Source organism: Sharpea porci, from assembly GCF_009695655.1.
Taxonomy (GTDB): Bacteria; Bacillota_I; Bacilli_A; order Erysipelotrichales; family Coprobacillaceae; genus Sharpea; species Sharpea porci.
Map to the genome: position 1 here is coordinate 33450 of NZ_VUNM01000009.1, position 24995 is coordinate 58444.

The 24995-nt window shown below is 37.4% G+C and carries 42 protein-coding genes; 2 read left to right on the forward strand and 40 right to left on the reverse strand.

What is annotated here, in order from left to right; all coding sequences use genetic code 11:
* Positions 1-322: 322 nt before the first annotated feature.
* From FYJ79_RS05615 to rpsJ, 33 genes are all read right to left on the reverse strand, one after another.
* Positions 323-2437: a sensor histidine kinase gene (locus FYJ79_RS05615; protein WP_154515289.1), complete on the reverse strand. Its 2115-nt coding sequence runs from the start codon at positions 2435-2437 to the stop codon at positions 323-325.
* Positions 2438-2446: 9 nt separating this feature from the next.
* Positions 2447-3145 carry a response regulator transcription factor gene (locus FYJ79_RS05620; RefSeq protein ID WP_154515291.1) on the reverse strand — a complete coding sequence of 233 codons (699 nt, stop codon included), beginning with the start codon at positions 3143-3145 and terminating at the stop codon, positions 2447-2449.
* Between the two features lie 69 nt (positions 3146-3214).
* A complete protein-coding gene (locus tag FYJ79_RS05625) occupies positions 3215-4165 on the reverse strand; it encodes a tRNA dihydrouridine synthase (protein WP_154515292.1) in 951 nt (316 codons plus the stop codon).
* Between the two features lie 41 nt (positions 4166-4206).
* Positions 4207-4569, reverse strand: coding sequence for a 50S ribosomal protein L17 (rplQ, locus tag FYJ79_RS05630; protein WP_033163026.1), 363 nt, complete (start codon positions 4567-4569; stop codon positions 4207-4209).
* 27 nt (positions 4570-4596) lie between these two features.
* The gene (locus tag FYJ79_RS05635) at positions 4597-5541 is read right to left on the reverse strand and encodes a DNA-directed RNA polymerase subunit alpha (RefSeq protein WP_033163027.1); all 945 of its coding nucleotides are present in this window, start codon (positions 5539-5541) and stop codon (positions 4597-4599) included.
* A gap of 46 nt (positions 5542-5587) precedes the next feature.
* Positions 5588-5974, reverse strand: coding sequence for a 30S ribosomal protein S11 (rpsK, locus tag FYJ79_RS05640; RefSeq protein WP_154515294.1), 387 nt, complete (start codon positions 5972-5974; stop codon positions 5588-5590).
* 16 nt (positions 5975-5990) lie between these two features.
* Positions 5991-6356, reverse strand: coding sequence for a 30S ribosomal protein S13 (gene rpsM / locus FYJ79_RS05645; protein WP_154515296.1), 366 nt, complete (start codon positions 6354-6356; stop codon positions 5991-5993).
* 18 nt (positions 6357-6374) lie between these two features.
* Positions 6375-6488 carry a 50S ribosomal protein L36 gene (rpmJ, locus tag FYJ79_RS05650; RefSeq protein WP_074731372.1) on the reverse strand — a complete coding sequence of 38 codons (114 nt, stop codon included), beginning with the start codon at positions 6486-6488 and terminating at the stop codon, positions 6375-6377.
* Between the two features lie 25 nt (positions 6489-6513).
* Positions 6514-6735, reverse strand: coding sequence for a translation initiation factor IF-1 (gene infA, locus FYJ79_RS05655; RefSeq protein ID WP_033163030.1), 222 nt, complete (start codon positions 6733-6735; stop codon positions 6514-6516).
* A gap of 12 nt (positions 6736-6747) precedes the next feature.
* Positions 6748-7494, reverse strand: a complete 747-nt coding sequence (gene map / locus FYJ79_RS05660) for a type I methionyl aminopeptidase (protein ID WP_154515298.1) — start codon at positions 7492-7494, stop codon at positions 6748-6750.
* Positions 7494-8147, reverse strand: a complete 654-nt coding sequence (locus FYJ79_RS05665; protein ID WP_154515300.1) for an adenylate kinase — start codon at positions 8145-8147, stop codon at positions 7494-7496. Before FYJ79_RS05665 ends, map begins: the two co-directional genes overlap by 1 nt.
* Before the next feature lie 29 nt (positions 8148-8176).
* Positions 8177-9478, reverse strand: a complete 1302-nt coding sequence (secY, locus tag FYJ79_RS05670) for a preprotein translocase subunit SecY (RefSeq protein WP_154515302.1) — start codon at positions 9476-9478, stop codon at positions 8177-8179.
* Position 9479: 1 nt separating this feature from the next.
* Positions 9480-9920 carry a 50S ribosomal protein L15 gene (rplO, locus tag FYJ79_RS05675; protein ID WP_154515304.1) on the reverse strand — a complete coding sequence of 147 codons (441 nt, stop codon included), beginning with the start codon at positions 9918-9920 and terminating at the stop codon, positions 9480-9482.
* Between the two features lie 11 nt (positions 9921-9931).
* Positions 9932-10114 carry a 50S ribosomal protein L30 gene (rpmD, locus tag FYJ79_RS05680; RefSeq protein ID WP_033163035.1) on the reverse strand — a complete coding sequence of 61 codons (183 nt, stop codon included), beginning with the start codon at positions 10112-10114 and terminating at the stop codon, positions 9932-9934.
* 11 nt (positions 10115-10125) lie between these two features.
* Positions 10126-10707: a 30S ribosomal protein S5 gene (gene rpsE / locus FYJ79_RS05685; protein ID WP_154515306.1), complete on the reverse strand. Its 582-nt coding sequence runs from the start codon at positions 10705-10707 to the stop codon at positions 10126-10128.
* A gap of 14 nt (positions 10708-10721) precedes the next feature.
* Positions 10722-11078: a 50S ribosomal protein L18 gene (rplR, locus tag FYJ79_RS05690; RefSeq protein WP_033163037.1), complete on the reverse strand. Its 357-nt coding sequence runs from the start codon at positions 11076-11078 to the stop codon at positions 10722-10724.
* Positions 11079-11103: 25 nt separating this feature from the next.
* Complete coding sequence (rplF, locus tag FYJ79_RS05695) at positions 11104-11649, reverse strand: 50S ribosomal protein L6 (protein ID WP_154515308.1); 546 nt, start codon at positions 11647-11649, stop codon at positions 11104-11106.
* A gap of 30 nt (positions 11650-11679) precedes the next feature.
* A complete protein-coding gene (gene rpsH / locus FYJ79_RS05700) occupies positions 11680-12075 on the reverse strand; it encodes a 30S ribosomal protein S8 (protein WP_033163039.1) in 396 nt (131 codons plus the stop codon).
* Positions 12076-12101: 26 nt separating this feature from the next.
* A complete protein-coding gene (locus FYJ79_RS05705) occupies positions 12102-12287 on the reverse strand; it encodes a type Z 30S ribosomal protein S14 (protein WP_033163040.1) in 186 nt (61 codons plus the stop codon).
* A gap of 13 nt (positions 12288-12300) precedes the next feature.
* Positions 12301-12840 carry a 50S ribosomal protein L5 gene (rplE, locus tag FYJ79_RS05710; protein WP_074731370.1) on the reverse strand — a complete coding sequence of 180 codons (540 nt, stop codon included), beginning with the start codon at positions 12838-12840 and terminating at the stop codon, positions 12301-12303.
* 11 nt (positions 12841-12851) lie between these two features.
* Positions 12852-13172 carry a 50S ribosomal protein L24 gene (gene rplX, locus FYJ79_RS05715; protein WP_154515310.1) on the reverse strand — a complete coding sequence of 107 codons (321 nt, stop codon included), beginning with the start codon at positions 13170-13172 and terminating at the stop codon, positions 12852-12854.
* Between the two features lie 14 nt (positions 13173-13186).
* On the reverse strand, positions 13187-13555 hold the full coding sequence (gene rplN / locus FYJ79_RS05720) for a 50S ribosomal protein L14 (protein WP_033163043.1): 369 nt from the start codon (positions 13553-13555) through the stop codon (positions 13187-13189).
* A 21-nt stretch (positions 13556-13576) separates the two neighbouring features.
* On the reverse strand, positions 13577-13840 hold the full coding sequence (gene rpsQ, locus FYJ79_RS05725; protein WP_033163044.1) for a 30S ribosomal protein S17: 264 nt from the start codon (positions 13838-13840) through the stop codon (positions 13577-13579).
* Positions 13841-13848: 8 nt separating this feature from the next.
* Positions 13849-14043 (reverse strand): 50S ribosomal protein L29, encoded by a 195-nt coding sequence (gene rpmC, locus FYJ79_RS05730; RefSeq protein WP_033163045.1) that lies wholly within the window; start codon positions 14041-14043, stop codon positions 13849-13851.
* Positions 14044-14046: 3 nt separating this feature from the next.
* Positions 14047-14457, reverse strand: coding sequence for a 50S ribosomal protein L16 (rplP, locus tag FYJ79_RS05735; RefSeq protein WP_033163046.1), 411 nt, complete (start codon positions 14455-14457; stop codon positions 14047-14049).
* A gap of 3 nt (positions 14458-14460) precedes the next feature.
* Positions 14461-15114 carry a 30S ribosomal protein S3 gene (rpsC, locus tag FYJ79_RS05740; protein WP_033163047.1) on the reverse strand — a complete coding sequence of 218 codons (654 nt, stop codon included), beginning with the start codon at positions 15112-15114 and terminating at the stop codon, positions 14461-14463.
* Positions 15115-15131: 17 nt separating this feature from the next.
* A complete protein-coding gene (gene rplV / locus FYJ79_RS05745) occupies positions 15132-15464 on the reverse strand; it encodes a 50S ribosomal protein L22 (RefSeq protein WP_154515312.1) in 333 nt (110 codons plus the stop codon).
* An 11-nt stretch (positions 15465-15475) separates the two neighbouring features.
* Positions 15476-15751, reverse strand: coding sequence for a 30S ribosomal protein S19 (gene rpsS / locus FYJ79_RS05750; protein ID WP_033163049.1), 276 nt, complete (start codon positions 15749-15751; stop codon positions 15476-15478).
* A 12-nt stretch (positions 15752-15763) separates the two neighbouring features.
* Positions 15764-16597: a 50S ribosomal protein L2 gene (rplB, locus tag FYJ79_RS05755; protein ID WP_154515314.1), complete on the reverse strand. Its 834-nt coding sequence runs from the start codon at positions 16595-16597 to the stop codon at positions 15764-15766.
* A 49-nt stretch (positions 16598-16646) separates the two neighbouring features.
* The gene (rplW, locus tag FYJ79_RS05760; RefSeq protein ID WP_033163051.1) at positions 16647-16943 is read right to left on the reverse strand and encodes a 50S ribosomal protein L23; all 297 of its coding nucleotides are present in this window, start codon (positions 16941-16943) and stop codon (positions 16647-16649) included.
* Positions 16943-17569, reverse strand: coding sequence for a 50S ribosomal protein L4 (rplD, locus tag FYJ79_RS05765; protein WP_154515316.1), 627 nt, complete (start codon positions 17567-17569; stop codon positions 16943-16945). The genes rplW and rplD overlap by 1 nt, the downstream gene beginning before the upstream one ends.
* A gap of 23 nt (positions 17570-17592) precedes the next feature.
* The gene (gene rplC, locus FYJ79_RS05770; RefSeq protein ID WP_154515318.1) at positions 17593-18276 is read right to left on the reverse strand and encodes a 50S ribosomal protein L3; all 684 of its coding nucleotides are present in this window, start codon (positions 18274-18276) and stop codon (positions 17593-17595) included.
* Positions 18277-18297: 21 nt separating this feature from the next.
* Entirely contained in the window at positions 18298-18606 is a 309-nt protein-coding gene (rpsJ, locus tag FYJ79_RS05775) for a 30S ribosomal protein S10 (RefSeq protein ID WP_154515320.1), read from the reverse strand.
* A gap of 353 nt (positions 18607-18959) precedes the next feature.
* Here rpsJ and FYJ79_RS05780 point away from each other — a divergent pair, with 353 nt between their 5' ends.
* The gene (locus FYJ79_RS05780; protein WP_154515322.1) at positions 18960-19523 is read left to right on the forward strand and encodes a PduL/EutD family phosphate acyltransferase; all 564 of its coding nucleotides are present in this window, start codon (positions 18960-18962) and stop codon (positions 19521-19523) included.
* 11 nt (positions 19524-19534) lie between these two features.
* Here FYJ79_RS05780 and FYJ79_RS05785 read toward each other — a convergent pair whose 3' ends face one another.
* The 7 genes from FYJ79_RS05785 to FYJ79_RS05815 form a co-directional block, all read right to left on the reverse strand.
* Positions 19535-20050, reverse strand: coding sequence for a flavodoxin domain-containing protein (locus tag FYJ79_RS05785; protein WP_154515324.1), 516 nt, complete (start codon positions 20048-20050; stop codon positions 19535-19537).
* 53 nt (positions 20051-20103) lie between these two features.
* The gene (locus tag FYJ79_RS05790) at positions 20104-20376 is read right to left on the reverse strand and encodes an HU family DNA-binding protein (protein ID WP_154515326.1); all 273 of its coding nucleotides are present in this window, start codon (positions 20374-20376) and stop codon (positions 20104-20106) included.
* 71 nt (positions 20377-20447) lie between these two features.
* Positions 20448-21290 (reverse strand): MurR/RpiR family transcriptional regulator, encoded by an 843-nt coding sequence (locus tag FYJ79_RS05795; RefSeq protein WP_154515328.1) that lies wholly within the window; start codon positions 21288-21290, stop codon positions 20448-20450.
* A complete protein-coding gene (locus FYJ79_RS05800; protein ID WP_154515330.1) occupies positions 21274-21834 on the reverse strand; it encodes a Fe-S-containing hydro-lyase in 561 nt (186 codons plus the stop codon). Before FYJ79_RS05800 ends, FYJ79_RS05795 begins: the two co-directional genes overlap by 17 nt.
* Positions 21831-22673, reverse strand: a complete 843-nt coding sequence (locus tag FYJ79_RS05805; protein WP_154515332.1) for a fumarate hydratase — start codon at positions 22671-22673, stop codon at positions 21831-21833. Before FYJ79_RS05805 ends, FYJ79_RS05800 begins: the two co-directional genes overlap by 4 nt.
* Positions 22674-22687: 14 nt before the next feature.
* Positions 22688-23515 (reverse strand): MurR/RpiR family transcriptional regulator, encoded by an 828-nt coding sequence (locus tag FYJ79_RS05810; RefSeq protein WP_154515334.1) that lies wholly within the window; start codon positions 23513-23515, stop codon positions 22688-22690.
* A 25-nt stretch (positions 23516-23540) separates the two neighbouring features.
* The gene (locus FYJ79_RS05815; RefSeq protein WP_154515336.1) at positions 23541-24086 is read right to left on the reverse strand and encodes an alpha/beta hydrolase; all 546 of its coding nucleotides are present in this window, start codon (positions 24084-24086) and stop codon (positions 23541-23543) included.
* A gap of 95 nt (positions 24087-24181) precedes the next feature.
* On the opposite strand from FYJ79_RS05815, the gene FYJ79_RS05820 reads away from it, so the two are divergent.
* Entirely contained in the window at positions 24182-24982 is an 801-nt protein-coding gene (locus tag FYJ79_RS05820) for a hypothetical protein (RefSeq protein WP_154515338.1), read from the forward strand.
* Positions 24983-24995: the final 13 nt, after the last annotated feature.

Here is a 24995-nt window from a genome sequence, read left to right on the forward strand (position 1 = left end):
ATATCTAATTGTGTAAATTTTCGCAAACAAAATTCGTTATTCTTCGCTATTTTCACAGATTTTTGTAATGAAAAAGAGCAGATGGTCAAGGCTGCTCTCTAATCACTTGCATGTCATGTCCTTATTGATGTGGTCGAAAGATATATAAAGTGGAGTTTGTATGAAGTTTAGACATAACACTTATGAGTTAAATACTTATTTCCAAGTACACCCGTACTATAACCTAAGAAAATGTCCTTGTAAATAGACCTCTTAACATCTTTAATACCATTTACAAACTTCAACTTTATTTTACATTTTTCTGTTAATCGCATTAACGCAGCTATGATTTCGCGAACGTCAGATTAACCTTAAAGAGATCTCCATCAATGGAAATATCAAGATGTCCATTTTGAGCTTCAACAAAGCTTTTAACAATCGCTAAACCAATTCCACTTCCCTCTTGTGTACGTGAGCTATCCCCACGGACAAATCTTTCAACAATCTCTTTTTCATCAAAGTCCATCTTAGTCGCTGAGATATTTTTAAAACTGATTGTTATGGATTCCTCGTTGCTTACTACATCAATATAAACACGTGTACCATTTAAAGCATACTTGGCGACATTGCTTAACAAGTTCTCAAAAATACGATATGTCTTATCACCATCAAGCTTCAACATATAGCTATTGGTATCAAAGTTCTCAACAACTTCAATATTCTTACTTAATAAGATTTCATTGTTTTCCACAATGGATTGTTTTAATAAAGCAATAATATCGAGCTGTACTCGATCAAAGTTCATCTTACCTGTAGAAGCTTTAGCAATATCCAATAAATCATCAAGCAAGCTTGTAAGATGATTCGTATATTTTAGAAGCTGCTGGACATAATTTTGCTGGATGTCATTAAGTGGTGTAGCCTCTAATAGGGTTGTATAGTTCTTAACGACTGTAATAGGTGTTTTTAAGTCATGTGAGACATTAGTAATCAGTTCACTCTTTGAACGGGCTGCCCTTGTTTCACGATCAACAGCTTTCTTAAAGCCTTCTGACACATCATTCATGGCATCACGTAAATCATCGAATTGACGACAGCTATCTGTATTGGCCCTAAAGTCTCCTTCACTCATGGCTTCAGCCTGTTGAATTAGCTTTTTATAATCACTTTGATAGTCTTGATAGATATGTAAAAGCCATTTATAAAGCAGAATACCATAAATAACAAGACCTACAATACTCACCAATGTCGCATAACGGTTAATTAAAACCCATGCCACAAGCCATAAGCGTTTATAGATATTCAGATCATTGAAATATGAATAGCCAACAACACTCACTTTGGGTAAAAAGATAATAAGCAAAATAATCACCATCTGGGTACTGACTAATTTCCCTATTTGTTTTTTTCTCATCTTTGATATTGGCATAACAGTAATATCATGAATGGTTGTTTTTGTATTCTTAATGATTGTCCCAATCACAGTTTTTGTCTTTAAATATTGCAACAATCCTGTTTGTAATACATATTTGATGATAAAAGTCACAATAGAGAGGGCGAGAGAAATAATCGCAATACTCATAATTGAGAGCATTGGGAAAGCATAGACGGTGATTTTTAGATCAGCATAATTTGCAGAAGTGCCTAGGCTTCCTGTCGCCATCAACAAGAGAACACTTATTGTAGCCATAATCCCAATGCCTATAAGATGTCCAAGCAAATACCAGTCTTTGATGCTCTTATAAGGATTAATATTTTCAACAATCTCCAATGGATATAGAAGGACAAATATGACAATCAATATCATAGAAATAGCTGCGGCTATCAAGGCACTTGTCAACGATGTATCATGTTCATTATAGAAAAGCATATCTCTTGTCTGGGCATTTTTTAAGTCCTTAGGAATAGTTATTGTCAAAGAGATATTCTTAGGTCTATTGATGGAAACAAAATTCTTGCCTAAATCAGGATAAGTATCAACGAGTTGATCACCAAGATCTTCTTTGACAAGATCAAAATCATAGAAGCTAAGATTATTGCCTGTACTTGTCACATCACCTTCACTATTAAATGTGACTGTCAGCTTGTAATATTCTCCTTTGTGTTTACGTGTATAGATATCACTCTTGTTTGTCTTGGTATTTGTGACGTGATAGAGAATATCCCCATTAAATTCAATTTCTTTAGCTCTTGTGGCTAGCTGTTTCTGGAATTCTTTTGTAATGGCTGCTCTGGTAACTTCATCGACATTATCAGTAAAGCTGAGATATTCATATGCTGGATCTACTTGTTTTGTTTCATAAAGAATAAAACTGGCGTAGAAATCTGAAATCATACTGTTGGTGATATCAAATTTAGTCTGGCTTTCACGGCTAAAGTAGGTCGATAGCATGATAAATGAGCTAAAGGCAATAAGTAATGAAAGGATGAGGACATAGATTCTTTTTGCTTTATTCATGTATTCACCTTAGAGTTTTTCTATTTTATAGCCAATCCCCCATACAACTTTAAGATATTGTGGATGTTTGGGATCTTGTTCTATTTTTTCTCTTAATTTACGCACATGGACCATTATTGTTTCCGTATTAATAGCATCTTGACTCCAGACTCTTTCATAGATTTCTTCTGCTGAATAAACACGTCCAGGAGATTCCATTAAAAGCTTAAGAATTTCAAATTCTTTTTTTGTGAGATGTACCATTTGGTTATTGACATTCACTTCTCTACTATAAAGATCTAGTTTGAGATTACCAACCACTAAATACTGTTTATCATTTTTTGTTACTGTAGGTTGATTTAAGAATTTTTCGTAACGTCTTAAATGTGCATTGACACGAGCCATAAGTTCAAGTGGTTCAAACGGTTTTGTAACATAGTCATCGGCACCCATATTCAAACCCGTGATCTTGTCAATATCTTCATCTTTAGCTGAAAGAAAAATAACGGGAAAATCGTAGCTTTCTCTTAAGCGTGAGACAAATGTCATTCCATCCATGACTGGCATCATAATATCAACGATCGCTAAATGGATTTCTGGTGAGAGCTTCTTTAATGCCTCTTCACCATTTTCTGCTTCCACGACCTCGTAATTATGGCTTTTTAAGAATAATTTCAAGCTTTCTCGAATACCTTTTTCATCTTCTACTACTAATACTGTATGTTCCATATGTCACCTTTCCGCTTTCATCTTACATGCTAAGTATTAAGAAATATCATACATAAATCTTAAATATTTCTAAAATTCATCACTATAATTAATACCACAATCCAACATTTCATCAAGGGCTTTATGATAATCTTCTAAATTCTGTGCCTTACGGATATGTTTAAGTGGTTTCTTACTATCATTAAACATGACATACATATGTGCCCAAAGTTCCTTAAGCTTAAAGAGTACATCTTTTTCATGTTTTAATGTTTCTATTAACCCACTTTCTAATTGATCATGGAATTTTTTAAAATGCTCAAGCGTTTCTTGATTGCCCGTCACATATTCATCAATTAAATAAGGTCTTGCAATCAGTCCACGACCAACCATAATGCCTTCAAGTTGAGGATAATGTTCTTCTATGGATTTAATATCGGCAATACATTTCAAATCACCATTATAAACAAGAGGAATCGTAGAATGTTGATAGAATGCCTCAAATGCTGCAAGATCAACTGTGCCCTTATACATCTGGATACCAGTACGTGGATGGATAATGAGCTTCTCAATAGGATACTTATTATAGAGCTTAATAAGGGCTTCTAAGCAACTTGTATCCTGATAGCCAATTCTTGTCTTAATAGAGACTTTTATTGGTAACTGGGCCTGAAAAATAGCCTTTAAATAGTCATCAAGATTATCAAGATCATCAAGCATAGCTGACCCCTTATGCTTCTTAGTAACAGTTGGTGATGGACATCCAAGATTGATATTGACTTCTTGATAACCAAGTTCATTTAATTGTTTCAATGTATAAATCACATCATCTGCATTATTTGAGAGAATTTGTGGGACAACATTAATATCTTGGTTATGAGCCGGATTTATATCAGATGTTTCTCTTGTTTTCAGGTGGTGATGGTGATGTGGGGCTATAAAAGGCATATAGTATTGATCAATGCCTTTATACAGGCAATGATGGCTATTGCGATAAATATAATTTGTAATACCTTCCATCGGTGCAAAATAGTATTTCATTTTTCCTCCAAAAGAAAAAGCGGGATATTCCCGCTTAAAGATTATAATAACTGTAAAACTGCCATAGTAGCATTATCGCCACGACGGTTATAAGTCTTAACAACTTTAGTATAACCACCATTACGATCTGCATACTTAGGAGCAACATCATCAAATAAAGTCTGAACAGCTGTCTTACCAGTGTTTGGATCTACAACGTCCTGAAGTACTGCAGCAGCCTGTCTTCTAGCGTGTAAATCGCCACGCTTACCTAAAGTGATTAACTGTTCTACAACACTCTTAACTTCCTTAGCTCTTGTATCAGTAGTTTCAATCTTACCATACATGATGACATCAGTAGCTAAGTTACGTAACATTGCTTTACGGTGAGACTGAGTCCAACCTAATTTTCTATTCTTTGCCATAACTAACTCCTCTCAAGTATTAACGAATTAGTCAACAGGCTTGAAGCCTAACCCTAATTCAAGTAATTTTTCTTTGACTTCTTTTAAAGACTTCTTACCAAGATTTCTTACCTTGATCATATCGTCTTCAGTCTTATTAGCTAATTCCTGAACTGTCTGAATGCCAGCACGTTTTAAACAGTTATAAGAACGTACTGATAAATCAAGTTCTTCAATAGTCATATCTAAGACCTTATTTGTTGTATCTTCCTCTTCTTCACTCATGACTTCCATATTCATGGCTTCATCAGTTAATTCAACGAACATATTTAAATGTTCTACTAAAATCTTAGCAGCTAAAGCTAAGACTTCATGAGGCTTGATAGAACCATCAGTAGTAACTTCCATTGTTAGTTTGTCATATTTAGCTGTCTGACCTACTCTTGTAGGAACAACTTCATATGCAACATTAACAACAGGTGAGAAGATGGAATCAGTTGGAATAACACCAACAGTATCCACAAACTTCTTATTCTGGTCACTACTCATATAACCTCTATCCTTACGTGCATACATTTCTAAGTGTAAATGTCCACCTTCTGCAACATGGCAAAGGACAAGGTCATTAGAGATCATTTTCACTTCAGAAGGGCACTGAATGTCAGCACCAGTGACTGTTGCAGGTCCGTCTACATCGACAACCATTGTCACATCTTCATCACTATCTAATTCAAAGACAAGCTTTTTGATAGCAAGGATAATATGAGTCACATCTTCTACAATACCATCTACGGCGCAGAATTCATGGATTGCTCCATCCATCTTAATAGCGTAGACAGCTGCACCTGGCATAGATGATAACATTACTCTTCTCAGAGCGTTACCAATAGTTGTCCCGAAACCTCTTTCTAGAGGTTCAACAACAAACTTTGCATAATTATCATCTTCATTATAAGTTTCAACTGAAAAGTTTGCTTTTTCGAACTTTTGCATATTTCCCTCCTAAGAAATTAATCCAATTAGTGCGAATGAGAAATTCTTATCCACGAGGGCGTTTTGGTGGACGGCAACCGTTATGTGGGATTGGAGTTACGTCAGTGATGGCAGTAACTTCTAAGCCAGCAGCAGCTAATGCTCTAACAGCAGCTTCACGACCTGGGCCTGGACCCTTAACGTCAACTTCGATTGACTTCATACCATGTACCATTGCAGCCTTAGCAGCAGCTTCTGCAGCCATCTGAGCAGCATATGGAGTTGATTTTCTTGCACCTTTGAAACCTAATGCACCAGCACTAGACCAAGTTACAGCATTACCCTGTTCATCAGCGATTGTTACGATTGTATTATTGAATGTTGAATGAACGTGAGCAACACCTTTAGCTATATTCTTCTTTACTCTTCTCTTACGAGTTGTTTTCTGAGCCATTGTTTAACCTCCTGTCCTACTTCTTCTTGCCAGCGATAGGTCTTGCTTTACCTTTTCTTGTTCTGGCATTTGTCTTTGTTCTCTGTCCTCTTACAGGTAAGCCTTTTCTATGACGCATACCTCTATAAGAACCGATTTCCATTAAACGTTTAATGTTTAACTGAGTTTCACGACGAAGGTCACCTTCAACCTTGATCTTCTCAACTTCAGATCTGATTTTTGTTTCTTCAGCTTCAGTAAGGTCCTTAACTCTTGTATCTTCAGATACGCCTGCAGCCTTACAAATATTCTTTGCTGTAGTATTACCAATACCATAAATATAAGTTAATGATACCACAACACGTTTATCACGTGGGATATCTACACCTGCTATACGAGCCATTCGCTAAATTTCCTCCTATTAACCTTGTCTCTGCTTGTGTTTAGGGTTTTCGCAGATGACCATTACTCTACCCTTACGTCTAATTACTCTGCATTTATCGCAGATTGGTTTTACAGATGCTCTTACTTTCATCTTGCTTCACTCCTCTAAGTAAAATTTACTTCTTTCTGAATGTGATGCGCCCACGTGTTAAATCATATGGAGAAATTTCAACGGTTACTTTATCCCCTGGTAAAATGCGAATGTAATTCATACGGATTTTACCAGAAACGTGAGCTAAAATAGTAACACCATTCTCTAGGGCAACTTTAAACTGCGCATTTGGCAGAGTCTCAACAACTGTTGCCTCTACTTCAATTACATCATCTTTCTTTGCCATACTCTACTCCTTCTAAACTTTAGTCATGATCTCATATCCGCCATCAGTGATGGCTACTGTATGTTCATAATGGGCTGCTAAAGAGTGATCTTTTGTCTTTGTTGTCCAACCATCACGAAGCACAACAACTTCTTCACCGCCTAGATGAGCCATTGGCTCTACGGCAAGACACATTCCCTTCTTTAAGCGTGGCCCTCTATGGGCAGCACCCCAGTTAGGAATACTAGGATCCTGATGAACTTCAGTACCAATTCCGTGACCGGTATAATCTCTAGGTGTGGTACAGCCATGACTTTCAAGATAGACTTGTACTGCATGCGAAATGTCACCTACACGATTTCCTGGCTTAACTTGCGCTAAACCTGCATAGAGAGACTCTTCACATACTTTCATGAGACGTTTCACATCATCAGATGGATTGCCGATTGCATATGTCCATGCACTGTCGCCATGATAACCTTTCCAACATGCTCCTACATCAACAGAGAGAATATCTCCATCTTTTAAAACATAGTTAGATGGGATGCCATGAACAACCGTATCATTAACCGACGTACATACACTACCAGGAAAATCGTATAAATGCAAGAAGGAAGGCGTACAACCTTCATTTCTTATGATTTTTTCACAAAAATCAGCGACTTCCTGCGTTGTTAAGCCTGGTCGGAGGAACTTTTCCAGTTCTTTATGGACAAGTCCCACCACATGACCGGCATGTCTCATCAATTCAATTTCCCTTGAATCTTTGATTGTAATCATTATAAAGCCTCCAAACATTTCTTGATATCTTTGTAGACATCATCCATTGACTGATCGCCATTAATGTTTGTAAGCATACCTTTCATCTTATAGTAATCGATCAAAGGTCTTGTCTGTCCTTCATAAGTACTCAGTCTGACTTTAACAGCAGCTTCTGTTTCATCCTCACGCTGGTACAATTCACCACCACAGTTGTCACAGACACCTTCAACTTTAGGTGGTTTATACATAATGTGGAATGTAGCACCACAGTTCTTACAAGTTCTTCTTCCAGATAATCTCTTCTTCAAAACATCAAAATCCACATCAAGATTAATAACTGCATCAATCTTAAAGCCTAATGATTCTTCGAAGTATTCAAGTTCTCTAGCCTGAAGAATTGTTCTAGGATAACCATCTAGAATAAATCCATTCCCGAAATTGTTCATGTTTTCTTTAAGATAGTCATAAACCATTTCATTAGTGAAGTCATCAGGAACAAGTCGACCAAACTTTGAGAAATAATCAGAGATAACTCCAATACTTGTCTGTTCGCGATGAGCCTTACGGAATAAATCACCCGTAGAAATCTGCGTTAAACCGAATTCCTTTACTAATTTTGCCGCTTGTGTCCCTTTTCCTGCACCAGGAGGGCCCATTAAGATAATGTTCATAATTTCGCTCCTTCTTTTATGTGATTTTATTACTGTCTGATATATCCATGATATTCTCTTCTTGTGAGAATACTTCTGATCTGACGTACTGTTTCAAGTGCAACCCCAGCTACAATGATTAAACCAGTACCACCGAGTGTTAATTGGTTATCACTTGTAGCACTCCAGATCAATGGAGCAATGATAGGAATAGCTGCGATGATTGTTAAGAATAATGAACCAGCAACAGTTATTCTATTAAGAACAGTTCCGATGAACTTCTTTGTATCATCACCTGTACGGATACCTGGAATGGCACCGCCACTCTTCTTTAAATCATCCGCAATTCTTCTTGTATCAATCTGTAAGTTAGAATAGAAGAATGTGAATAACACAATCATCACAACATACAGAATAAAGCCAACAGGCTTCTGATAATTAAGAATGTTATCAATCATTTGCGTTGTCTTTGTGCTGTCCATAAAACTAATAATAGTTCTTGGAGCTGCTAAGACAGAAGCCGCAAAGATAACTGGGATAACGGATGAAGAGTTAATTTTTAATGGCAAGTTTGTACTTTCCTTTGTGCGCATAACTGTCTGTGTATTGTTTGTTGCATAGAAGATAGGAATCTTACGAATACTATTTTCTGTAAAGACAACGAATACCACAATAGCTATATAAACAATAATAAACAGTACATACCATAAAGTTGAAGTAATGGCAGCCTGTGTAGACTTCCAGCTTACCATAGAATTGTAACTAGCAATGAATTGCTGTGGTAAGTTTGCCACAATACCAGTGAAGATCAATAAAGAAGTACCGTTACCGACACCCTTCTCAGTAATCTGATCACCTAACCACATGGCAAACATCGAACCAGTAATCATAATAATTACAACATAAGCATATGTCCAGAAACTAGGGTTTGTCAAGATACCATAACCTTTATCAAAAGCATATGTTAAACTACCACCTTGGATAAGACCAAGCACAAGGGTTAAGTATCTCGTTACTCTATCTTTCTTTTTCTTACCGTTATTACCTTCTTTGTTCCATCTTGCAAGAACAGGAATAACGTCCATTGAAAGTAATTCAATGATGATGGAAGCAGTGATATAAGGAGAGACACCCAAAGAGAATAATGAGAATCTTTCTAAAGTACCACCACCGAGCAGGTTCATAATGCCAAATATTCCGCTATTAGTAGCTGATGCACTAATGGCATCAGCGTTAATATACGGAATAGTAATAGCTGCTCCTAAACGGAATACAAATAGTAATCCTAACGTAAAGACGACCTTACGACGCAATTCTCCTTTTTTAAAGACACTCTTTAAAAAGTTAAGCATCTTAGATCACCTCAGTTTTTCCACCAGCTGCTTCAATTGCTTTTACGGCGCTCTTAGAGAATTTGTTTGCTTTAACAGTTAAAGCAACCTTTAATTCACCGTCACCTAAAATCTTTAAACCATCTAAAGACTTCTTAACTAAGCCAGCATTCATTAATGCTTCTAAGTCTACAACTGAATTAGGTTCAAATGCATTTAAAGATTCAATATTCACAATTGCATATTCTTTTCTGTTTACGTTTGTGAAACCACGTTTTGGTAATCTCATGAATAATGGAGTCTGTCCACCTTCGAATCCAGGTTTCTTACCTCCACCGCTTCTAGCGCCCTGGCCTTTCTGACCACGACCAGAAGTCTTACCATTACCAGAACTTGTTCCACGTCCTACACGGTTTCTCTTTGGACGAGAACCTTCAGTGTACTTTAATTCGTTTAATTTCATAAATACACCTCCTACTGTTCTTCTACGACTGTTACTAAGTGAGATACTGTCTGGATCTGACCCTTAACATAATCGTTCATTTCTAATTCGACACTCTTGTGCATTTTTGTAAGTTTTAAAGCTTTCAAAGTATCCTTCTGGTTTTTCTTAGCACCAATAGGGCTCTTTGTCAGCGTAATTGTAACCTTTGCCATATTAGTTCTCCTTAACCATAAATTTCTTCAACAGTCTTATCACGAAGTTCAGCAACTTTTTCTACTGACTTCATTTCAGCAAGACCATTAACTGTAGCTCTTACCATGTTAATTGGTGTTCTTGAACCAAGAGATTTAGATAAGATATCAGAATAACCAGCTAATTCAACAACCGCACGAACTGGACCACCAGCGATGATACCAGTACCTTTAGCAGCTGGTCTTAAGAATACATGACCAGACTTGAATGAACCTGTGATTTCATGAGGAATTGTACCATTCTTCATAGGAACTGTAATAAGGTTCTTCTTAGCTGCTTCACTTGCTTTTCTAATTGCATCTGGGACTTCATTAGCTTTACCAGTACCAAAGCCAACTCTACCTTTTCTATCACCAATAACAACTAGAGCTGCAAAACGCATTTTTCTACCACCCTTTACTACTTTAGTAATACGGTTGATAGTAACGACACGTTCTTCGAATTCCTTCTGTTCTCTAGGTCTTCTTTTATTGTTACGTCCATTTCTCTTTGGTCCACGTCTATTATTAAATTTATCGTTTTTAGGACCATTAGTATTTGGATTACGCTCCATTGTTTAACCTCCTGTTAGAATTTCAAGCCAGCTTCTCTAGCAGCTTCTGCTAAAGCTTTGACTCTACCATGATAGATATAACCACCACGATCAAATACTACTGTTTCAATATTCTTAGCTAAAGCACGCTTAGCTACTTCTTCACCGACTTTTGTAGCAGCCTCTACGTTTCCGCCATTTTCTAACTTCATGTCAAGTGATGAAGCAGATGCTAATGTAACACCATTAACATCGTCAATCACCTGAGCATAAATGTTAGTATTAGAACGGAAGACATTAAGACGAGGGCGTTCTGGTGTACCAGAAATCTTCTTACGAACTCTGAGGTGACGTCTTAAACGTACATCATTACGAGATTCTTTGTTTGCCATGACTCGATTTTCCTCCTATCAGAGACTACTTCTTACCAGCAGTCTTACCTTCTTTTCTGATGATAACTTCATCAACATATTTAATACCTTTACCCTTATATGGTTCAGGTTTTCTTACTTCTCTGATGTTAGCAGCAACCTGGCCAACACGTTCCTTAGAAATACCAGAAACTTTGATTGTAGTTGCAGTTGGGCATTCTACCTTAACACCATCTTCAATTTCAATATCAACTTCATGTGAATAACCAATGTGAAGTGATAATGTATTGCCTTTCATAGCAGCACGGTAACCAATACCGACGATTTCAAGGTTCTTTTCAAATCCCTTTGAAACACCTTCGATCATGTTTGCTAATAAAGCTCTTGTTGTACCATGTAACTGTTTTGTAGTTTTCTGATCATTAGCTCTCACACAATTAATTTCGTTACCTTCCTGGTTAATTGTGATTAATGGAGAGAAAGCTCTTACTAAAGTTCCCTTAGGACCTTTAACAGTAACAGTGTTGTCGCTAGCAATAGTGACTTCAACATCTGCAGGTACAGTGATTGTCTTTAAACCAATACGAGACATCGTATGACCTCCTGTTTTCTTCTTTATTAATTACCAGATGTATGCTAATACTTCTCCACCAAGACCTTTAGCCTTAGCAGCTTTACCAGTCATAAGACCTTCTGAAGTTGACATAACAACGATACCTAAACCATTTAATACCTTAGGAATTTCATTGCACTTAGCATACTGACGTAAACCAGGCTTAGATACTCTCTTTAAACCTGAGATGACTCTTTCATTTCCTTTATATTTTAAAGTTACAACAATATTCTTTGTTGCTGGTGTGTCACCAGTTACCTTAACGTCAGCTACGAAACCTTCATTAAGAAGAATGTTAGCTAACTGATTCTTTAAATTAGAATAAGGAATTGACACTTCATCATGACGTGCTGAATTCGCATTACGAATTCTTGTTAACATATCTGCAATTGGATCTGTAACCATTCTACATGTCCTCCTTTATATATTGACTACCAGCTTGCTTTCTTTACTCCAGGAATTTCACCCTTATAAGCTAATTCTCTGAAGCAGATACGGCAAAGCTTGAATTTTCTCATTACTGAGTGTGGACGTCCACAACGTTCGCATCTTGTATATTCACGAACTTCATATTTCTGAGGACGAATCTGCTTAATTTTCATTGATTTTTTTGCCATTATTTAGTCCTCCTTACTTAGCGAAAGGCATGCCAAGTTCAGTTAATAAAGCACGACCTTCTTCGTCAGTCTTAGCTGTAGTAACTAATACGATATCCATACCTCTAGTCTTGTTAACCTTATCGAAATCGATTTCAGGGAAGATTAACTGTTCTTTAATACCTAAAGTATAGTTACCTCTACCGTCGAATGAGTTCTTAGGTACACCTCTAAAGTCTCTTACTCGAGGTAAAGAGATTGATACTAATTTATCTAAGAATTCATACATTTTTTCACCGCGAAGAGTTACTTTACAACCAATTGGCTGACCTTCACGGATCTTGAAACCTGCGATAGATTTCTTAGCTTTAGTAACAACTGGTGCCTGACCAGCGATTGCTGTTAATTCTTCTACAGCTTCATCTAAGTACTTAGAGTTTGTAGTTGCATCACCAACACCGATGTTGATAACGATTTTTTCCATCTTAGGAAGCTGCATAACTGACTTATAGCCGAACTTTTCCATTAAGTTCTTACTGATTTCGTTCTTATAACGTTCCTGTAATCTATTCATTATTTAGCCTCCTATCTCTTCTGTTCCTTAATTGTTTCACCAGTTTTTTTGTTGAAACGTACTTTCTTACCATCTTCAAATCTATAACCAAGCTTTACGCCTCTCTTAAGTTTTGAATCATAGTAAGCAAGATTAGATACGTCAATACCAGCTTCAACAGTAATAATGCCACCATCAGGATCTGACTGTGAAGGCTTTACATGTTTTGTAACTTTATTGACATCTTCAACGATAATACGGTTTGTTTTGTGGTTGATCTTTAAGATTTTACCAGTCTTGCCTTTTTCGCTACCTGCTATAACAATGACTGTATCACCTACGCGTAATTTCATCGTTTCTTTTCCTCCTATAATACTTCAGGAGCTAATGATACGATCTTCATGAAATCGTGATCTCTTAACTCTCTTGCAACAGGGCCAAAGATACGTGTTCCCTTTGGTGTATTATCATCCTTGATAATTACACAAGCATTGTCATCGAATCTAATATATGAACCATTAGGTCTATTAACACCATATTTTGTTCTTACGATAACAGCTTTAACAACTTCACCCTTCTTAACGCTACCGCCAGGAATGGCCTGTTTTACTGTAGCTACAACAACATCACCAATGTTGCTTGTTTTTCTATTTGAACCACCTAAGTTTCTGATAACTAAGACTTCACGAGCTCCTGAGTTATCGGCAACTTTCATTCTACTTTCGTTCTGGATCATTTAGTTGGCCTCCTTTCGAAATTACTCAATTACGTCTGCTTTCTTTACAACTTCTACTAAACGGAAACGTTTTGTTTTAGATAAAGGTCTTGTACCCATGATTGTTACAACATCACCAACACGAGCTTCGTTATTTTCATCATGAGCATGGAACTTCTTAGATGATTTCATACGCTTACCGTATAATTTATGTTTAACATGAGTTTCAACAAGAACAGTTATAGTCTTATCCATTTTAGTAGAGACAACTGTTCCAGTATAAACCTTACGATTATTTCTTTCCATAATCTCTCCTATTTATTTAATTCTCTTTCTCTAATAACTGTCTTAATCTTTGCGATTGATTTTCTGACTTCTTTAATTCTAGCAGTATTTTCTAACTGACCAGTTGCCTGCTGGAATCTTAAGCCAAATAACTCTTTTTTGAACTCTTCAACTTTGTTGTTAAGTTCTGCAGTTTCTAATTCTCTTAAATCCTGTACTTTCATGAGTTACTCACCTCTCTTAACGATCTTGCACTTGATAGGTAACTTATGAGATGCAAGTCTTAAAGCTTCTCTGGCAACTTCTTCTGAAACGCCGCCGATTTCAAACATGATACGACCCTGCTTAACTACTGCTACCCATTCTTCAGGAGCACCTTTACCAGAACCCATACGGACTTCCAATGGCTTCTTAGTCTTAGCTAAGTGTGGGAAAATTCTAATCCATACCTGACCTTCACGGTTCATGTATCTATTCATAGCGATACGGGCTGCTTCAATTTGTCTTGAAGTGATCCAAGCACCTTCCTGTGCCTGTAAACCGTATTCACCAAATGCAACGAACTTACCGCCCTTTGCTTTACCTTCATATTTAATTCTATGAGGTCTTCTATATTTAGTTCTCTTAGGCATTAACATGGTTTATTCAGCCTCCTTATTCTTTCCAGGAAGAATTTCTCCCTTACAGATCCAGACTTTTACACCAAGCTTACCATAAGTAGTATTAGCTTCTTCCTGTGCGTAGTCGATGTCTGCTCTTAATGTGTGTAGAGGGACGTTACCTTCTGAGTAACCTTCTGCACGAGCGATATCTGCGCCACCAAGACGACCAGATACTTTAGTCTTGATACCTTTAGCACCAGCTCTCATTGCTGATTGAATAGCTCTCTTCTGAACTGTTCTGAATGAGGCACGGTTTTCTAACTGTTCAGCGATTCTCTTAGCAACTAATGTTGCATTAGTATCCGCATTCTTGATTTCAACTACATTGATATAAACCTGTTTGTCATTTACTAACTTAACAACTTCTTTTCTTAAAGCATCAATGGCTTCGCCATTTCTTCCAATTACTACACCAGGTCTTGATGTATGTACGAAAATGTTGATTCTCTTCTTAGATCTTTCGATGTCAATCTTAGCTACATAAGCATTAGCTAACTTTTCTTCTAAGAACTTACGAATCTTGATATCTTCATGAAGTAAAGTTGCAAAATCTTTCTTATCAGCATACCAACGTGAACTCCAATCACGATTGACGCCGACACGTAATCCAACTGGACTTACTTTCTGACCCATTTGCTTCTTCCTCCTAATTATCTGTCTTCAACCACAACAGTGATGTGGCAAGTTCTCTTTAAGATCTGAGTACCCTGACCCTTTGCTCTCGCACGGAATCTCTTTAAAGTGACACCTTCGTCAACTCTGATCTCTTTAATGTATAATTTATCCTGTTCAGCGCCTTCGTTTTCAACTGCGTTAGCGGCTGCAGATTTGATTGTTTTCTGAATAGCAGGTGTTGCCTTCTTATTAACATAGTCAAGCATACCAAGTGCTTCATTAACACTTTTACCTCTGACTAAGTCAGCGACTAATCTAGCCTTCTGAGCGGCAACACGAATGTTTCTAGCCTGTGCTCTTGCTTCCATGTTTTACCTCCTTAGGCCTTCTTGTCATCGCCAGCAGTGTGGCCTTTGAATGTTCTTGTAGGAGCGAATTCTCCTAACTTATGACCAACCATGTCTTCAGTAACATATACAGGGACATGTTCTCTACCATTGTATACAGCGAATGTATGTTCGATAAATGCTGGGAAAATAGTAGAACGTCTTGACCAAGTCTTAATAACTTCTTTTTTACCAGCCTTGTCTAAAGCGTCAACTTTCTTTAATAAGTATTCATCGACGAAAGGGCCTTTTTTCAAACTTCTTGACATTGTCTATCCTCCTTACTTACCGTTTCTTCTTCTAACGATCATCTTGTTAGAATGTTTCTTGTGTGGTCTAGTCTTAACACCAAGAGCTTTCTTACCCCAAGGAGTAAGTGGAGCTTTACGGCCGACTGAAGTCTTACCTTCACCACCACCATGAGGGTGATCGTTAGGGTTCATTACAGAACCACGAACAGTAGGTCTAATACCTCTCCATCTGTTACGTCCTGCTTTACCGATGTTAACTAATGAATGGTCTTCATTACCAACAACACCAACTGTTGCACGACATACAGATAAGAATTTTCTAACTTCACCTGAAGATAAACGAACAGTTACATAACGACCTTCGTTACCTAAGATCTGAGCGCTTGTACCAGCTGATCTTACTAACTGTCCACCCTTGCCAGGATGCATTTCAATATTATGGATTAAAGTACCATCAGGCATATTACCCATCTGTAATGCGTTACCAACCTTAATATCAGTTGTATCGCCAGAAACGATCATCTGACCAACTTCTAATCCCTTAGGAGCTAAGATATATCTCTTTTCACCATCTAAGTAATGGATTAAAGCAATGTTTGCTGATCTGTTTGGATCGTATTCGATAGTTGCTACCTTACCAGGTACATTATCTTTATTTCTCTTAAAATCAATTAATCTGTACTTTCTCTTATGTCCACCACCATGATGTCTAGTAGTGATCTGGCCCTGGTTATTACGGCCACCTTTTTTCTTGAAAGCAACAGTTAATGACTTTTCAGGCTTTGTAGCAGTCAACTCATCTTTAGTAAGAGCTGTCATGTTACGACGACCGTTTGTCGTAGGCTTATAAGTCTTAATAGCCATTTTCTTTTCCTCCTATTGTTCTCCGGATAGTCTCCGATAATGAAATGTCTTATTCAGCTTCGTCGCCAAATAAGTTAATAGACTGACCTTCTGCTAAAGAAATAATAGCTTTCTTTTTAGCTGCAGTCTTACCAGCATAACGTCCAACTCTCTTTTTCTTTGGATGAACGTTCATTGTGTTAACTGAAGTAACTTTTACACCAAACATAGCTTCAACAGCCTGCTTGATTTCAGTCTTGTTTGATTTTGTATCTACGAAGAAAGTATATTTATTTTCTTCCTGCATTAACTTCATTGATTTTTCAGTTAGAACAGGTCTTCTTAAAACATCAGTAATATGTGCCATTATGCAAGAGCCTCCTCTACAGTCTTGATAGCTTTTTCAGTCATCATTAAGTTTGTGCAGTTAAGAATGTCATAAACATTAATACCCTTAGCTTCAATAACCTTTAAGTTAGGAATATTGTTAGCTGAAAGTACTACGTTCTGATCAAATTCATCAACAACTAATAATGTCTTTCTTGGTTCATTGAAAGCTTTTAATACAGCAACCATTGACTTAGTCTTTGGTGCATCGAAAGCAATATTATCGATTGCAGTTAATTCAGAATCAATAACCTTCTGAGATAATGCAGATCTTAATGCTAACTTACCAACTTTTTTATTTAATTTGAACTTGTAGTTTCTCTTTGTTGTAGGGCCAAATACAACGCCACCTCCAACAAACTGAGGTGATCTTGTTGAACCCTGACGAGCTCTACCAGTACCTTTCTGTCTGTAAGGCTTCTTACCACCACCACGGACAGCAGATCTATTCTTTACCTGATGAGTTCCCTGTCTTAATGAAGCTCTCTGCAGTAAGACCATATCAAAGATTGCCTGGTTATTTGGTTCGATACCGAACACATTTTCATTTAATTCAAGATCATTGATCTTTTCACCATTTTGGTTAAATAATGCAACATTTAACATTAGTTTTTCCTCCTTCCGCTTCATTATTCAGCTTCTTTAGCTTCATAAGAAACTAAATCTGCTGCTTCATTTACTTTGCCATTAGCTTTGATTGCTGACTTAACAACAACTAAGCCCTTCTTTGGTCCTGGAACAGAACCAGAGATTAATAATACGTTCTTTTCTGGGTAAACAGCAACAATTTCCAAATTCTGAACTGTTCTTGTTACAGCACCCATATGTCCTGGTAATTTCTTACCTGGAGCAATTCTGTTTGGCGCGATTGGACCCATAGAACCAGCATGTCTATGAACTGGACCAGCACCATGACCCATAGGGCCTCTTGAATGACCATAACGCTTGATAGTACCAGCGTAGCCTTTACCTTTACTTGTACCAGTGACATCTACAACTTCACCTGCTGTGAAAGTGTCTACTGCGATCTCCTGGCCAACTTCATAACTCATCATTTCGTCATAACGAAATTCTCTGATGAAGCGCTTAGGAGCTGTGTTAGCTTTAGCAACATGTCCCATTTCTGGTTTGTTTGCTAATTTTTCTCTCTTGTCTTCAAACCCAACCTGGATAGCATTGTAACCATCAGTTTCAGTTGTCTTTTTCTGAAGAACTACGTTAGGAGCTGCTTCTACAACAGTAACTGGGATTAACTTACCGTCAGTTGTGAAAACCTGAGTCATACCGATCTTACGACCTAAGATTCCTTTCATGAGTTACACCTTTTACCTTTCTTATAACTTAATTTCAATATCAACGCCTGATGGTAAACTTAAACGAGTTAATACGTCTACAGTTTCAGGTGTTGGGTTCACTACGTCGATAAGACGTTTGTGAGTACGGATTTCGAACTGTTCACGAGAATCTTTATCCTTATGAACTGATCTTAAGATTGTGTAGATTTCCTTTTCAGTTGGAAGAGGTACTGGTCCAACGACCTGTGCTCCACTCTTCTTTGCTGCTTCTACAATCTTTACTGCTGAATCATCTAAAATCTTGTGATCGAATGATTTTAATCTGATTCTGATTTTGTTGTTTGCCATGATTATTCCTCCTTGTCTATTTGTTAGACAACGCTCAGCACGAATTCCCTGAAGGCTCTTCCGTTCATGACAACGGCTATCAGCGTTTCAGCAACCTCGCACATCCCTGCGTTTCACAACACGCTTATAATACATAAATCAAATCCCCATTGCAAGTGTTTTTTTAACTTTTTTCATGACTATAGCTTTCTTTTTTTGTTTTATGGGATGTAAAGCTATATTATGTCCACGTTTACCGGTGTTTCCAGTATTTTGCTTGTGCTATCTTTCCTAAGGCTTGTGAAAAAATGAAAACCTTTTCAAATGATGAAAAGAGGTGTACACTACAGTTGTAATAATTATGGAGGTTATGTATGGAAAAAATATTAGTTGAAACTTCAGCAAAACATATTCATTTATCACAAGCTGATCTAGAAGCATTATTTGGTAAAGGCTACGAACTGACAAAGTTCAAAGATCTTTCTCAGCCAGGTCAATATGCGGCTGAAGAAAAGGTTACAGTTGTTGGTCCAAGAAGCGAAGCAACAATGCGTGTGCTTGGTCCTGTTAGAAAAGAAAGCCAGGTTGAATTAGCAGCAACTGATGCAAGAGGTCTTGGCTTCAAGGCACCTGTCCGTGAATCTGGTGACCTTGATGGAACACCTGGTTGTGTTCTTAGAGGTCCTAAAGGTGAAATCACTATTGATAAAGGTGTAATCATCGCTAAGCGTCATATCCACTTCTCAACTGAAGATGCAAAGCACTTTGGTGTAGAAAATGGCCAGATTGTTTCTGTAAAGGTAGAAACAGCAGATCGTTCATTAACATTTGGTGACGTGGTATGTCGTGTATCTGATAAATATGCTTTAGCTATGCATATTGATACAGATGAAGCTAATGCTGCTGGTGCACCTAAGGAAGGCGAAATCATCAAGTAAGAAAAAAGGCCCTATCTCGAAGCTTCTTCGAGACGGGCTATTTTTTTTGCGAAAATTTCAATTTCTTCATTATTAAAATTCTCATATATTGTATCATCATGTGCCTTAGGTATAATAGGATAGCGTTTATTAAAGACGGACAGACTTAAGCGTTCCGTTAAAGAAAGTTTTGGAAAATACAGAGCTCCCCCTAGCCCAGCAATAACCTTAACATCCTTTAAAAGCTGATAGTCAAACTCAGCACTCACAAAGCTCATAAACTCACTGGCCTGTAAACCGACAATATACATGGCATAATGGCGCGGAATAAGCAATGGTTGATTATGTTTAATGAAGTTCACCATATCTTCATCCAATTTACCATTATAAATAGGCATACCTAAAACGATGGTTGAAGCGCAATCTAGCTTTTCATACTCAATTGCCTCAAGATCCATCAAATAAGCTTTCCCCTCCAAGTAGGAATTAATGACTCTTGCTATTTTAGCTGTTGATCCATGTCGACTATGATACAAGATAACAATCATGATGATTCCCCCTCTATAAGAAAAGAACAGCATCACATACTGTTCTTACATCATTATTTCAATGCATCTTTTAAAGTCTTAGAGACTTTGAATGATGGGACTTTAGCAGCTGCAATTTCAATTGTTTCACCAGTATGTGGATTTCTACCAGTTCTTGCAGCTCTTTCTTTAACCGCAAATGTACCAAGTCCTGGAAGAGCAACCTTTTCATCAGCCTTTAACTCTTCACCTACGATTTCAGCAAGTGCTACAAGAGCCGCATCAGCAGCTGTTTTTGTGATGTCTGCTTTTTCTGCAATTTTCGCAACTAAATCAGATTTTTTCATTTCATTTCTCCATTTCTATATCAAAAATTCTTTATTAACATTATACCATTGCCCCAATAGCATGACAATATTTACTTATGATTATCATAGAGTAAACCATAACGTACATAAATACAATTCAAGAAACTTACCATATCAATAGAACCCATGATGGAAGATTGGGTATAGCTTGATTCATAACCATCTAAATAGTAATAATAATCAACACTTGGATTATTATATGTATGATTCATCGTCAACATAAGAATCTTTGCTTCACGTTCTTTAATCTTCTTAACAAGAGCATTCATCAGTTCTTCACGGGCTCCTACAGTCACAATTATGACCAGATCATCCTTCTTAATTATATCAAGCTTCTGAATTTCTCCCCCACGATTCACAAAAGCATAGACAAACTTCTTCAGCTTCAGCATCTTCAGCTGGAAATCAGTACAAACAATCTTAGAGAACTGATAGCCCATCATATGCACATTCTTTGCATCATGAATATACTGACAAATCTGATCAACATCTTCAATCTTCACATTTTGCTGGCTTTCAATCAAAGAAAGCTTTGTATCCTTATAGATTTTATGAATAAGTTCCTGGGGATCTTCTTGAATTGTCTGAAGCGTATTGGTATCAATATGAATCTCATCACTGGCAATCTTTAATGCAATAGCAAGTTCCTTCTTGAAGCTTGCGAAATTCTTACAGTTCATATCCTTACAAAAACGGGAGATTGTTGCTGGCGATGTAAAACAAAGATCTGCAAGATCATTAATTGAGATTGAAGGAATACGTTCAAGATTAGTCAAAACAGTATGAGCAATGACATAATGCATATCTTCAACACTTGAGACATTGATATAAGTCATCAAGGTATAGAGAATATCAATTTCATTATAGTCTCTTACTTCAGTCTTTACGCGCATAGTGTAAATAAGCCTCCCTTCCTAACTGATATAAATCATGCCCTTGCGTGTCAATGATGACAGTAAGAGGCATATCTTCAACAACAAGACGGCGAATGGCTTCAGTACCAAGATCTTCATAAGCAATCACTTCGGCCTTCTTAATACAATGAGCCATTAAGGCCCCTGCTCCACCAATTGCCCCAAAATAAATTCCCTTATGAGCAACGATTGCATCAACGACTTCTTGATTACGTTTTCCCTTACCAATCATGCCTCTTAAGCCCACTTCTAAAAGCCGTGGGGAATAGGCATCCATACGATAGCTTGTTGTTGGACCACAACTCCCAATAATCTCACCCGGTGCGGCTGGTGCCGGTCCAACAAAATAAATCACTGCATCCTGAAGATCAAATGGCAAAGGTTCATTGTGATCAAGTGCTTCAACAAGACGCTTATGAGCTGCATCACGGCCAGTATAGATCACTCCTGAAAGTAAGACCTGATCGCCAGCTTTAAGCGATTGCACCATTTCTTCAGTCAGGGGTGTAGTAAGTCTGATCATAATTCCACCTCCATCTTTCGTGCGACATGACAACAGATAGCAACAGCCACAGGCATTCCAGCAATATGTGTTGGCGCAGTTTGAATATGCAATGCGAGTGCGGTTGTCCCTCCACCAAAGCCAGCAGGTCCAATGCCAAGGGCATTAACCTTCTCCAGCATTTCTTTTTCTATTGCTGCATAGCGTGGATCAGGATGATGGGCTTTAGCATTTTCCAGCATCGCCTTTTTCGCTAACAGACCAACTGTGTCAAAGCTGCCACCAATGCCAACTCCAATGACAATAGGTGGACAAGGATTAGGACCAGCTTCTTCAACCGTTTCAAGAATAAAACGCTTAACGCCTTCAATACCATCACTTGGCTTCATCATCTTAATACGACTCATATTCTCAGAACCAAAGCCTTTAGGCGCCACAGTCAGCTTTAATTTATCACCAGGCACAATGTCATAATGAATATTAGCTGGCGTATTATCCTGTGTATTGACACGCTCTAAAACTGGATCACGAACGATGGACTTACGCAAATAGCCTTCCTGATAGCCCTGCCGTACGCCTTCATGAATCGCATCCGTCAAATGACCATTCACATGCACATCCTGCCCTATTTCAACAAAAATACAAGCCATCCCTGTATCTTGACAGATTGGTCTTTTTGTTTGAGAGGCAAGCTCTAAATTTTCCTTAAGAACACCTAATGTTTCTTTTGCGATTGGGTAGGATTCCTTTTGATAGGCTTGTAAAAGACAATCTTTGATATCATCAGGTAATTGATAATTGGCTCGCTTACACATTTGTGCAATGACTTGAGTAATCTCACTTGCTTGAATTTCTCTCATAAATTCTTCCCCTTTTAATAGATATGGCCCATCAACTCATTCAGGCTAGAAGGATAATATAAAGTATAATAACGCAAACTCATTAACTCCATGGCGGTCAATAAAGCATGCTTGCCACTCTTGCCATCTTTGAGTGTTGAAAGCTTAATATAGTAATCAACAGGAATCTGTAGACAATCACGTGAAGAACAAGTAATTAATACAATCTTACATCCACTCTTTTTCAAATATTTCAATGTTTTATGACCAGTATAGATATAATTGCCATTCACCGAGATGATCACCGCAACGTCATCCTTGTTCATAATCTTCGCTCTTTCTTTTTGACGCTCACTATCCATATATGCCACAGTAAACTTTTCAAGCATCAGCAGATCTGTTTGAAGATGCACAGCTGCTGAATTAGAAAACTGTGTCCCAAAGAAAATAACATTCTGACTATCATGAATAAGCTTTAAGACTTGATCAACAACATGCCAATCTAACGTCTCTTCCATCTGTTCAAGTGTCTCTATAATCTGACCCACATAGATATGCGTTGCTTCACGAGGATTTTTTGCCATTGTATTCAAGCTGACATTAATCAGGTTATTAAACTTTTTATCGTTAGAATGAAAGCTATGGCATTCCTGTTTGAGATGGGCAAAGTTTTCATAGCCCAGACTCTTACAGAAGCGTGATATTGTCGCTGGTGAGACAAAGCATGCATCAGCAAGTTCATTGATACGCATGGAAGAAATACGATAGAAGTTATTGGCTAAAAAGAGCGCAATATTATAATTGGTATCTTTTTCACTAGCTGTATCTAAATAGATAATTAATCGATAAAATAAATTCTTCATATGTTTCTCCAATGTAATTAGTATATCACATCATTTCTTTTAACGCATCCAGTACTTCTTCGATCCGCTTTAAATTCCCATGATAATTCCCTTTAACTTCAAGCGAATGATTACCATGTGGTTGTATGAGCTTGACATCTTGTTCCTGTGCTTTTTGCCTTAAAATAGCTGGATTGACCCATGGGTCTTCTAAACCACTAAAGATAACGGCTCCATCGATATTCATAGTCAATGTTTCTATTAATGGAGTTAAAAGAAGAAGTTTGGCCTTTTTGTATGTTTGGACTCTTTGCTTTGCAGCTACATAGCACCCAATTGACTTACCGACAAAAATCAACTCTTGAGCATCGTTCAGATCATACTGACAAAGTTGTGCCTGTACCTGAAGGCAGGCTTCTTCGAAAAGCACCATGCGTTGATCATGATTATTTTTGATATCAAGATCTGGTAAAACATATTTCAATTTTATAACCTGATAGCCCTCATCCTGCAAGAGCTTACCACAGTAATAAAGAAGCGGCTTATCACAATGGTAGCCTATTCCTGGAAACAATACTGCTCTTTTCTCCATCGTCATCACCTCATAAGCATGATACCACAAAATTTATTGAAGCCTTAAGAAATTAAGCATATACTTGAAATGATAGATAATGCCTGGAGGTTCATATGAAATTACAACGACTATCCCTCATTCTTACTACATGCTTAATGTTGGTAGGATGCAGCCATAAGATCAATAACGATCACAAGAATATCAATAAAGTACTTCATTTCAATCAAACTTATCAATATGACTTAGATCAGGATGGCAAAAAAGACCAAATCACCATTCAACATGATTCTACAAAAACAATACTTTCCATTAATGGCAAGAATGCGAAATACCTCTATCCTTATCAAGATGTTGAGGCACGACTTATTGGCCTTGGTAACGGCAGTAAGATGATTGCCTTAACGTTTAAGGAAAACAGTTATATGGGTGTCAGTGAAATCTATAGCTTACTTGATGGTGGTTTGCATCGTGCAATCAGCTCAGCTAACTATCAGATAGGAAGTGGTTATTTTAAAGACATTCAGGTCAAAGATAACCAAATAGCTGTAGAGATGTATATTAAAGATCCCCATCTTGATGTCATCAGTGTCCCCATGACATTCAATTACAACGGTACAAGTTTCAAACGTACAACAGAATTCTCAAATATCACCTATATCACTAATCCACAAAATAAAGAACATATCGCTAACATCACACTCATTGCCAATAAGGGAATTCATGGGGCAAACAAAGATGACAAAAAAGCCAACGAAGTTGCTTTCAAAGTTAATGTAAATCAAGCTGTTCTTGTCAAACGTATCTATATCACTAATCATGTGGCTTATTATGAATTAGAAAAAGATGGCAAGATTGGTTATCTGCGTTCAGAAATGACTTTAAAATCTTATTTTAAAGATGTCCATATTTCTTAAAAAAGACACTCCT